Annotated in this window: 10 protein-coding genes and 2 pseudogenes; 4 read left to right on the top strand and 8 right to left on the bottom strand. The window is 73.2% G+C overall.

The window, feature by feature from the left end; all coding sequences use genetic code 11:
* On the bottom strand, positions 1 to 596 hold a 596-nt coding region (locus SSQG_RS03645), incomplete at its 3' end, for an MFS transporter (protein WP_158680993.1).
* 123 nt (positions 597 to 719) lie between these two features.
* Between SSQG_RS03645 and SSQG_RS03640 the strand changes: the two genes are divergently transcribed.
* Positions 720 to 2,198: a glutamate-cysteine ligase family protein gene (locus SSQG_RS03640; protein ID WP_003988346.1), complete on the top strand. Its 1,479-nt coding sequence runs from the start codon at positions 720 to 722 to the stop codon at positions 2,196 to 2,198.
* Positions 2,199 to 2,215: 17 nt separating this feature from the next.
* Here SSQG_RS03640 and SSQG_RS03635 read toward each other — a convergent pair whose 3' ends face one another.
* The 3 genes from SSQG_RS03635 to SSQG_RS03625 are packed head-to-tail and all read right to left on the bottom strand — an operon-like array spanning position 2,216 to position 4,935.
* Positions 2,216 to 3,337, bottom strand: coding sequence for a Gfo/Idh/MocA family protein (locus SSQG_RS03635; RefSeq protein WP_003988345.1), 1,122 nt, complete (start codon positions 3,335 to 3,337; stop codon positions 2,216 to 2,218).
* Entirely contained in the window at positions 3,307 to 4,017 is a 711-nt protein-coding gene (locus SSQG_RS03630; RefSeq protein ID WP_003988344.1) for a ThuA domain-containing protein, read from the bottom strand. Before SSQG_RS03630 ends, SSQG_RS03635 begins: the two co-directional genes overlap by 31 nt.
* A gap of 51 nt (positions 4,018 to 4,068) precedes the next feature.
* Positions 4,069 to 4,935: a class I SAM-dependent methyltransferase gene (locus SSQG_RS03625; RefSeq protein WP_003988343.1), complete on the bottom strand. Its 867-nt coding sequence runs from the start codon at positions 4,933 to 4,935 to the stop codon at positions 4,069 to 4,071.
* Between the two features lie 77 nt (positions 4,936 to 5,012).
* Here SSQG_RS03625 and SSQG_RS03620 point away from each other — a divergent pair, with 77 nt between their 5' ends.
* Positions 5,013 to 5,441 (top strand): helix-turn-helix domain-containing protein, encoded by a 429-nt coding sequence (locus SSQG_RS03620; protein ID WP_003988342.1) that lies wholly within the window; start codon positions 5,013 to 5,015, stop codon positions 5,439 to 5,441.
* A gap of 213 nt (positions 5,442 to 5,654) precedes the next feature.
* Here the strand turns inward: SSQG_RS03620 and SSQG_RS03615 are convergent, their stop codons facing one another.
* The 3 genes from SSQG_RS03615 to SSQG_RS03605 are packed head-to-tail and all read right to left on the bottom strand — an operon-like array spanning position 5,655 to position 8,815.
* Complete coding sequence (locus SSQG_RS03615; RefSeq protein ID WP_039931877.1) at positions 5,655 to 6,464, bottom strand: DeoR/GlpR family DNA-binding transcription regulator; 810 nt, start codon at positions 6,462 to 6,464, stop codon at positions 5,655 to 5,657.
* Between the two features lie 57 nt (positions 6,465 to 6,521).
* A complete protein-coding gene (gene pdxA, locus SSQG_RS03610; RefSeq protein WP_244299041.1) occupies positions 6,522 to 7,574 on the bottom strand; it encodes a 4-hydroxythreonine-4-phosphate dehydrogenase PdxA in 1,053 nt (350 codons plus the stop codon).
* Entirely contained in the window at positions 7,571 to 8,815 is a 1,245-nt protein-coding gene (locus SSQG_RS03605; RefSeq protein ID WP_244299039.1) for a four-carbon acid sugar kinase family protein, read from the bottom strand. The genes pdxA and SSQG_RS03605 overlap by 4 nt, the downstream gene beginning before the upstream one ends.
* Before the next feature lie 80 nt (positions 8,816 to 8,895).
* Here SSQG_RS03605 and SSQG_RS03600 point away from each other — a divergent pair, with 80 nt between their 5' ends.
* Positions 8,896 to 9,681, top strand: a complete 786-nt coding sequence (locus SSQG_RS03600; protein WP_039931875.1) for an HpcH/HpaI aldolase family protein — start codon at positions 8,896 to 8,898, stop codon at positions 9,679 to 9,681.
* Positions 9,678 to 10,061, top strand: a pseudogene (locus tag SSQG_RS03595) (exo-alpha-sialidase); the annotation flags it as partial. The gene SSQG_RS03600 and the pseudogene SSQG_RS03595, both read left to right, overlap by 4 nt.
* A 69-nt stretch (positions 10,062 to 10,130) precedes the next feature.
* On the opposite strand, the pseudogene SSQG_RS43865 reads toward SSQG_RS03595, so the two are convergent.
* Positions 10,131 to 10,284 (bottom strand): annotated as a pseudogene (locus tag SSQG_RS43865) (DMT family transporter); the annotation flags it as partial.

Raw genomic sequence — 10,284 nt, 5'->3', positions numbered from 1 at the left:
TCGGGCCGCGTGCGCTCGGGCGGCGCCGGGGGCTCGCACCGCAGGAGGGTACGGCCCGCCACGGCGGTCACGAGCAGTCCGACGACGGTGAGCAGCAGCAGATGCCGGGTGGGGGAGAGGGCGCCGGCGACCAGTCCGCCCAGCCCGGCGCCGATCATGCCGCCCAGGCTGAAGGCGGCGTGGAAGCTCGGCATGATCGGCCGCCCCAGCGCGGCCACGAGATCGACGGCGGCGCTGTTGAACGCGACGTTGATGCCGCCGTACGCCGCGCCGAAGATCAGCAGGACCAGGCCGAGCGCCAGGGCCGAGTGGGCCAGCGGGGGCAGGGCGACGCTGAGGGAGAGCAGCACGGCGCAGACCACGGTGACCTGGTGGTTGCCGTAGCGGCGGCACAGGCGCCCGGTGAGGATCATGGTGACGACGGCCCCGGCCGAGACGCCCAGGAGGGCGAGGCCGAGGGCACTGGCGGAGGCGCCGGTCTGCTCCTTGATGGCGGGGATGCGCACGACCCAGCCGGCGAAGACGAAGCCGTCCAGCGCGAAGAAGACGGTGATGGCGACACGGAGTCGGGTGAGGGAGTCGCCGTTGCCCGGCACGACACTGTGCGTTCGGGGTTTGTTTATTTGCGGCACAAAGTCAGGCTAGGTGGGTGCGGCCATTACGACAAGGTGCGACTCTGGGACGAGAGGTATCCGCCGGGGGGACTCGGGAGGAGCACGATGGGACGTGACGTGCCGGCCCTGGTGTTCACACGGGAGGACCGCCGTCGGTACCGGGCCAAGATGCACACCGACCTCGAAGTGCTGGCCCGGATGCTGCGCGAGTCCGGCTTCGAGAGCGAGCGCCCCCACGTCGGGCTGGAGATCGAGCTCAACCTGGTGGACGATCACGGTCTGCCGATCATGCGCAACACGGACGTGCTCCGGGCTATCGCCGACCCCGCCTGGTCGAGCGAGCTGGGCCGCTTCAACCTGGAGATCAACATCCCGCCGCGGGAGCTGACCACCGGCGGCCCCGGAGCCTGGGAGCAGGCGATCCGGGACGCCCTCAACCACGCCGAGGACCGGGCCTCCGCCGTGGGCGCTCACCTGATCATGGTGGGTATCCTGCCGACCCTCAGGGAGTCGGACGTGAGCGAGTCCGCCCTCTCCGGTGACCCGCGCTACCAGCTGCTCAACGAGCAGATCTTCGCGGCGCGCGGCGAGGACCTGCGGATCACGGTCGACGGCGTGGAGCACCTGTCGACGTACGCCGACACCATCACACCGGAGGCCGCCTGCACCAGCACCCAGTTCCACCTCCAGGTCGCCCCCAAGCAGTTCGCCGACTACTGGAACGCCGCCCAGGCCGTCGCCGGGGTGCAGATCGCCCTGGCGGCCAACTCGCCCTTCCTGTTCGGCAGGGAACTGTGGCGCGAGACCCGCATCCCCCTGTTCGAGCAGGCCACCGACACCCGGCCGGAGGAGATCAAGGCCCAGGGGGTACGCCCCCGGGTGTGGTTCGGGGAGCGGTGGATCACCAGCGTCTTCGACCTCTTCGAGGAGAACGTCCGCTACTTCCCGGCCCTGCTGCCGCTGTGCGACGACGAGGACCCGCAGGAGGTGCTGGACCGCGACGGCATCCCGCAGCTGGGCGAACTGACCCTGCACAACGGCACGATCTACCGGTGGAACCGCCCCGTCTACGCCGTCACCGGGAGCGGACCGCACCTGCGGATCGAGAACCGGGTGCTGCCCGCAGGCCCCACCGTCGCCGACACCATCGCCAACGGCGCCTTCTACTACGGACTGACCCGCGCCCTGGTCGACGAGGACCGGCCGGTGTGGACGCGGATGTCCTTCTCGGTCGCCGAGGAGAATCTGCACACCGCTTCCCGCGAGGGCATCGACGCCCGCCTGTACTGGCCCGGAACGGGTGAAGTGCCGGTCACGGAACTGGTGTTGCGGCGCCTGCTGCCGCTCGCCCACCGGGGCCTGCAGCTGGCCGGCTTGGACGCGGCCTGGCGTGAACCCCTGCTGGGCATCGTCGAGCAGCGCTGCGTCACCGCCCGCAACGGCGCCCTGTGGCAGGTGGAGACCGTCCACCACCTGGAGAAGGCCGGCATCTCGGACCGGCGAGAGGCGCTGCGGCAGATGACCACGACGTACATGGACTACATGCACATGAACGCGCCCGCACACACCTGGCCCGTGGACTGACCCCGGACTCGGCCCCGTCACGCGGGGCTCGGGGCGGTCCGGGCTCCCCACTCCTCGGCGGCCGTCAGCGGTACGGGGGCGGGTGGCTGTGCCGACGTCGTCAGCTCGATCCGCCGTCCCTCGGCCGACGAACGGAGCAGGGCGGTCATCGTCTCCAGCACGTGCAGGGCGAGTTCGCCGTTCGCACGCGGCGCCCGTCGGTCGTCGGCGGCGACGAAGTCGAGCAGTCCGACGCCGCGGGCGCCGTCGGCGTAGCCCGCGGACGGCGGGAGGGTCCGCCACTGTGTGCCGCCGAGTTCGAAGAGCCGTACGTCGCCGTCGAAGCGGTTCGGGTCCGGGAGGGCGAGCGTCCCCCGCTCGCCGTGGACCTCGATCGGGGCCGCCGTGGTGGCCACCCCGTCGAAGCTCGTCGTGATCGTCGTCAGCGTCCCGTCGGCATGCTCCAGCACACCGGAGACATGACTGTCCACCTCCACCGGTATGCGCTCGCCCGTACGCGGACCGGAACCGATGACCCGCTCGGCGCGCAGCCGGCTCGACGCCCCCGTCACGGCCCGTACCGGACCGAGGAGGTGGATCAGGGACGCGAGGTAGTACGGCCCCATGTCGAGCAGGGGCCCGCCGCCCTCGGTGTAGTAGAAGTCGGGGTGGGGGTGCCAGCGCTCGTGGCCGGGGGTGACCATCACGGCCGAGGCGAACAGCGGGCGTCCGATGCTCCCCGACGCCACGGCCGCCCGCGCGGTCTGGACCCCGGTGCCGAGGACGGTGTCCGGCGCGCACCCCACCCCGACATCCGCCGTCGCGGCGGCATCGAGGACGGCGTGCGCGTCGGCGAGCGTGGCGGCCAGCGGCTTCTCCCCGTAGACGTGCTTGCCGTGGCCGATGGCGCCGAGGGCGATCGCCGCGTGCGCGGCGGGGGTGGTGAGGTTCAGCACCGTGTCCACGTCCGGGCTGCTCAGCAACTCCTCCACCGTCAGGGCCCGGACACCGGGCAGGTCCGCGGCGACGGCCGCCGACCGGGAGGCGTCCAGGTCGGCGACCGCGGTGACCCGCACGGCGGAACGGCCCGCGAGCGTGTCCAGGTAGGCACGGGAGATGACGCCCAGCCCTACGACACCGACGCGGTGCGCGTCGCCCACAGCATGCCCCTCTCGATGATGGTGCGGACGTTGGGGTTCTCCAGGACGTCGACGCTGTGCCCCGGTGTCGTCACCACGATCCGTCCGGAGCCCCAACGGCGGGTCCAGACCGCCGGTGAGCTGACCGGCCGGTGCCAGGGCTCCCACGGCCGGGTCGGGTGCGTGGTGGTGGCGAGGACGTCGATGAGGTCGTCGTGGAGCACCCAGTACTGCTCGGTGTGCAGCTCGAAGTCCTCGATGCCCGCGGTGACGGGGTGCTCCCGGCCGGCTTCGGTGAGGGCGATGGTGTGCGGCAGGAAGTTGTCCTCCGCCCCGCCGCGGCGCTCGCACGGCTCCTTGCCCGGATGGGTGGCGAACTGGCCGCCCACCAGGTGCAGATAGTCGGATGACGCGCGGAACGAGTCGGCGATGCCGCCGTGCCAGCCGGTGAAGCCGGTGCCGGCCACGACCGCGGCACTCAGCCCCGCCAGCTCCTCGCGCGTGATCTGGGACATCGTGACGCACTGCACGACGAGGTCGGTGCCGGCCATCTCGGCGGCGTCGGCGTAGACGCCGGTCGACTCCTCGACCCGGACGGTGTATCCGTTGCTCCGCAGGAAGGGCAGGAACAGGTCCGTCGCCTCGACCGGCTGGTGCCCTTCCCAGCCGCCCCGGACCACCAGTGCTCTCTTGGGCGTCATATCGATCTCACTATGGGCCGGGCGCCCGCACTCACGAAAGGGGGCCGGGCCTCACGAAAGTTTCGCCTCCGAGGCCCGGGCGCCGACCGCCCAGCAGGCCGCGGTGAAGCGGACTTCCGACCCGTGCACGAAGGGGTCGAAGGCCGGTCGGACCGTCTCGACGACCCGCGCGCGGGTCTGCTCGTCCACCTCGGGCAGGAACATGCCGAGCGGGCCGAGCCGGGTGAAGTAGCGGACCAGGTCCCGCTCCGGCAAGCTGCAGACCACGTCGACCGGCCGGATGCCGACCTCCGCCCAGCCGCTCTCCGCCAGGACGCGGCGGATCCTCTCCGCGTCAGCGAAGGCGAACTGCCCCGGCTGGTCGGGGCGCCGGGCGGGGAGGTCGGGCAGGAACGGGGCGGCGGCGCGCTCGGCCGTCGTCATGAACGGGTTCTCGCCCGGATCGCGCCAGACGACGAACCGGAGAACACCGTCGTCCCGGACCGCGCTCCGGAGGTTCGCGAAGGCCCGCACGGGGTCGTCGAAGAACATGACGCCGAAACGCGAGATGACGGCGTCGAAGGTGCCCGGCTCGAACGCGTGCTCCTGCGCGTCGGCGCGGACGAAGGACGCCGGAACGCCCTCCCGCTCGGCCCACGCCCGTGCGGCCTCGATCATCGGGCCGGAGATGTCGACACCGACGCAGGGCCCGACCCGTCGGGCGACGGCCCGGGTGATGCCGCCCGTGCCGCAGCCCACGTCGAGCACACGGCCCGCCCGTTCGGAGGCCATCGCCTCGACGAGCAGGTCCTCGAAGGGCCTGAACATCTCGTCCAGCACCGCCTGGAGATCGACCCAGGCGTGTCCGGCGCGCCCGTTCCAGCGGGCGGCCTGTTCCTCGTCGGCCTGTTCCTCGTCGGCCCTGCGCTCGGCGTCCATGCTCGCGGTCCCCTCTGCTTGCCTTCGTCGTGCCGTGCTGACAGCGTTCTACTTCAAGTCGACTTGAGGTCAAGACAATGACAGAGCTGGACATCGCCGAGGTGGCGCAGCGCGCCGGGGTGCCCGCCTCGACACTGCGGTTCTACGAGGAGAAGGGGCTGATCGCCTCGACCGGCCGGCGCGGCCTGCGACGCCAGTACGACCCGGGCGTCCTGGAACGGCTGGCGCTGATCGCGCTGGGGCGGACGGCCGGGTTCTCGCTCGACGAGATCGCGCTGATGTTCACGCCGGAGGGGGAGCCGCGCATCGACCGGCGGATGCTGACGGACAAGGCCGAGGAACTCGACCGCCGGATCCGTGAACTGGGCGCCCTGCGCGACTCCCTGCGGCACGCCGCCGCGTGCCCCGCACCCCGCCACCTGGAATGCCCCACCTTCCGCCGCCTCCTCGACGCCGCCGCGTCAGGCGGTGTCACGACGCCGAGAAGGCGGGTTCCTCCCCGCTAGCGGATGCCGCCGACACTTGGCCCGATCGTGGTGCGCGCTGTGCCCGGTCCCCGTTGTCCGCCCCGCGGCCCGAACCTGGCCTCGGCTGCGGACTTCGGGAGGCCGCCAAGGGGATTCGCTTCGGGGGCAGCGGGGCCGGGGCGCCGAGCGCCACCGCCACGGGCACGGCGCCCTCATGACCGGCACCGTCCGGCGCCTCGAACCTGTGCGGCTCTATCCGTCGCCGCCGCGCGGCGCGACCGGCACCGGCTCCGGAGTCGTCGTCACGGTCCTGACCCCGCGCGCCCGCAGCGCTTCGAGCACGCTCGGGTCGGCCGAGTCGTCGGTCACCAGCGTCCAGCCCTCACCCAACGCCGTCCAGGCGTGGAAGGGGCGGCGGCCCAGCTTCGCCGCGTGGGCGAGGACGTAGACGTGGTCGGCGCGGCGTGCCATCAGTTCCTTGAGGCGGGTCTGGCGCAGGTCGGCCTCGCAGATGCCGTGTTCGGGGGAGATGCCGTCGGTGCCGAGGAAGACCCGGTCGAACGTCATGCGCTCCAGGGCCGCTTCGGTGAGCGGTCCGACGAAGCCCTGGCTGAGCGGGCGCAGGGTGCCGCCGAGGCACTCCACGTGCACCGTCTCGACGTCGGACAGCGCCTGCAGGGCGGTGAGCCCGGTGGTCGCCACGGTGATGTCCTCGGCCGTGCGCAGCTCGTGGGCGAGCGCACCCACCGTGGAGCCGGCGTCGAGCAGCAGGGTCTCGCCGGGACGTACCTGTGCCGCCGCCCAGCGGGCGATGGCCTGCTTGGCCTCGAAGGCCTCGCCCACGCGCTGCCGCAGTGACGCCTCGGGGTGCGCGGCCAGCGCCATGGCACCGCCGTAGGTGCGGGCCAGACGGCCGTCCGTGGTGAGCTTCGCCAGGTCGCGGCGGATGGTCGACGCCGTCACGCCGAACAGCTGGGAGAGCTCTTCGACGCTCGCGAGGCCGGTGGTGGTGGCGAGGTGGACGATGCGGTCCCGCCGCGCCTTGGATCCGATCACAGACATCGGTTCTTCGTGTCCTTAAGGTCCTGGGCCGTACAACGTACCTGCCGCCGAGCGAGGTCAGCGGGCGGCCGGAGCGGTCGACATCTCGGCGGCCTGGCGCAGGGCCTCGACCATGCTACCGGCCTCGGCCCGGCCCGTACCGGCGATGTCGAAAGCCGTGCCGTGGTCGACGGAGGTGCGGATCACGGGCAGGCCGACGGTGAGGTTGACCCCGGCCTCGATGCCGAGGACCTTGACCGGGCCGTGCCCCTGGTCGTGGTACATCGCCACGATGAGGTCGTAGTCGCCGCGCGAGGCCAGGTAGAACGCCGTGTCCGCGGGCAGCGGGCCGCGGGCGTCGATGCCGTCGGCGCGGACCGTCTCCAGCGCCGGGACGATCTTCTCCTCCTCCTCGCCGTAGCCGAACAGGCCGTTCTCGCCCGCGTGCGGGTTGATACCGCACACGCCGATCACCGGGTCGGCGGTCCCGGCGCGCACCATCGCCTCGTGGCCGCGGCGCACCGTGCGCTCCACCAGGCCGGGCTCGATGCGGTTGACCGCGTCGATCAGCCCGATGTGGGTGGTGACGTGGATGACCTTCACCCTGGGCGTGGACAGCATCATCGACACCTCCTCGACGCCCGTGAGGTGGGCGAGGAGTTCGGTGTGGCCGGGGTAGAGGTGGCCGGCGGCGTGCAGAGCCTCCTTGTTGAGCGGCGCGGTGCAGATGCCGTCCACCTCGCAGCGCAGCGCGAGTTCGGCGGCGACACGTACATAGTGGTAGGCGGCGTCGCCCGCGACGGCGGACAGCTCGCCCCAGGGCAGGTCGGCGGGGAGCAGCCCGAGGTCGATCACGTTGACGCGGCCGGGCGTGAACTCCGCCCGGGCCGGGGTGTCGACGGGGACGATCTCGCAGGTGATGCCGAGGACGCCGGCCGCCTGCCGCAGGCGCTCGGCGTCGCCCACGACCACGGGACGGCAGTTGCGCAGGGTGTCGGAGTGCAGCAGCGCCGGCACGATGACCTCGGGCCCGATGCCCGCGCCGTCGCCCATGGTCACCGCGATGACCGGGAGCGGCGCTGCGGTGGCCGCGGTGTGACCGGCGGTGGCGGTGGAGGGGACTGCGTTCACGGGGCTACTCCTGTGGGGTCGGTCGGAACGTGCTGTACGGGTGCGGGGCGCAGCGCCCGGACGATGCGCCGCAGCGAGTCGGCCTCGCCGTAGCTGCCGGGCCGGGTGACGACCGAACGGCCGTCGGGCGTACGGGAGACCACCGCGCCGTGGTGGACCTGGCCCACCGGGCGCAGGTCGGTGATGCGCAGGCCGTCCAGGACGCGGCGGGCGGTCTCGCCGCCGGTGAGGACCAGGTCGCAGCCCTGCGCCGCGTCGGCGACGGTGTCGGCGAGCGCGGCGACGAGCCGGCGCGCCAGGGCGGGACTGGCCGCGCCGGTGATGCGGACGACCGTGACAGGGGCGACCGGGGGTGCGAGCCGTCGCGGGGAGCGCAGGAGCTCGCGGGTGCCGAGGGCGACGTGGTGGGCTCCGTCCGCGACGAGGTGCGCGACCTGTCCGCGGGCGGACGGCTCGGCCGTTCCCACGACGACCAGGAGCGGCCGGACGCTGTCCCCTGCGTACGGGGCGAGTCGCGCGGGCACGGGCGTGCCCAGCAGCCGCCCCAGGGCGCCCGCGAGTCCGCCGGTGCCCAACAGTCTTACTCCGGGGCCCAGTTCGAGGGCCGCCGCGGCGATCGCGTCGAGGTCGGCTTCGGTCTCCGCGTCGCACACCGGATGCCGATCGTGCGCGAAACGCGCACGCAGCGCTTCCCGCAGCGCGCCGGGCGCGCCGCGCACCACCGTGAGCGGCACCGGAGCCGACGACAGGTCACCGAGCGCGTCGGCGACCGAGAGCGGGGCGGGCCGGGTCTCGGCACGCCACGCGTCCGTCTCGTGCAGCGGGGTCCCGTCGAGGCGCACGACACCGCCCAGGACCGTACGCCGGGCCGCCGGCAACGCGGTCGCGATCACCACGCCCGCGCCGTCCTGCGCATAGGCGGCCGCCTCGGCGGCGAGATTGCCCCGCAGCAGCGAGTCGATCTTCTTGAACAGCACCGTGCCGGCGGGGGCCGCGTGCGTGGCGTCGCGTACCGCGCGTGCCGCCTTTGCCCCGGGCAGTTGCCGCGAGTCGAGGTCGACGACGAGGGCCTCGCCGGGCTCGGCAGCCACCGGCTCGGGGGCCGGCCCCAGCAGGATCCGGGCGGGCGAGCGCAGCGCCACCGCGGTCTCGGCGGCACCGGACAGATCGTCGGCCAGGGCGAGCACGGGCCGGTGGACGGCCCGGGCGGGGCCGCCGGGGCCGGCTTCGGAGAGGGACACAGGTACCTCCTCAGGCGGCCCGGTCGGGCTGCCTCGTGGAACTGATGATGACACGGGGTGCGCGAAATGCGCGAGACCTCTTGCGTGATTCGCGCAGCCGTGCCACCGCCGCCCTGCGCTCCCGCGCACCGCTCGTCGGCTACTGGTCCGTCCTGGACTCCCCGGTCTCCACCGAACGCATCGCCCGCCTCGGCTACGACTACGTCGCCCTCGACGCGCAGCACGGCCTCCTGGAGTACGCAGGCGTCCTGCGCTCCCTCACCGCCATCGACACCAAGGGCTCGACGGCGGTCGGCCTGGTCCGCGTGGAGGCGGTCGACCCGGCCCCCATCGGCAAGGCGCTCGACGCGGGCGCCGCCGGTGTCATCGTCCCGCTGATCGACACCGCCGAGGACGCGGCCGACGCGGTGGCCGCCGTACGCTACCCGCCGCACGGCCGTCGCAGCTACGGACCCATGCGCTCAGGCCTGCGCATCGGCCCCGATCCGGCCGACGCCCACGCCCAGACCGTCGTCCTCGCGATGATCGAGACCGCCGAGGGCCTGGCGAACGTCGAGGCCATCTGCGCCACCGACGGCCTCGACGGCGTCTACGTGGGCCCCTCCGACCTGCGCATCGCGCTCGGCGGCGCATCGTCCACCGACCCGGCGCTCGCCGACGAGTTCGAGGCCGCGCTCGTCTCGGTGCGCACGGCCGCGGCCGGGGCGGGCATCGCGGCCGGCATCCACACCGCGGACGGCGCGAGCGCAGCCAAACGCCTCGCCGAGGGCTTCACCTTCGCCACCGTGGCCTGCGACCTCGTCCACCTCGAACAGGCGGCCGCCGGCCACCTGAACGCCGCCCGCCAGGCAGGCGAGGCCCGATGACCGCCCCCGACGGCACCCTGCGCCCCCACCCCACCGAGCCGGGCCGCGCCGAGACCCACCTGGCCGCCCCCGCCGTGCAGAACCACGCCGCCAACCTCACCGTCCTGCCCGGCGGCGACCTCGGCTGCGTCTGGTTCGGGGGCACCCAGGAGGGCGTCGCCGACATCTCGGTGTGGTTCTCCCGTCTCGCCCCGGACGCCGACACCTGGTCCGTCCCGGTCCGTCTCTCCGCCGACGACACCCGGTCCGAACAGAACCCGCTCCTGTTCCCGGCCCCGTCGGGCGACCTGTGGCTCCTGCACACCGCCCAGCGCGCCGGACACCAGGACACCGCCGAGGTCCGGCTGCGCGCCAGCCAGGACGAGGGCGCCACCTGGGGACCGGCCCGCGTCCTGTTCCCGGCCACCGAGCAGGGCGGCGTCTTCGTACGCCAGCCGGTCGTCCACCTGCCCGGCAGCGAAAGGCTGTTGCTTCATCAGGTCGACCAGCAGGCGGAAGGAGAGGAAGTCGTTGAGGGGGGCGCGCTGGGCCGCGTTCTGCTGGAGGACGAAGCCGAAGCCCAGACAGCAGGCGGCAGCTCACGGCGAGCACCAGAACTAGAAC

The organism is Streptomyces viridochromogenes DSM 40736 (genome assembly GCF_000158955.1).
Taxonomy (GTDB): domain Bacteria; phylum Actinomycetota; class Actinomycetes; order Streptomycetales; family Streptomycetaceae; genus Streptomyces; species Streptomyces venetus.
The sequence above is the reverse complement of the archived record's forward strand: the minus strand, read 5'-3'. Positions and strand labels throughout refer to the sequence as shown.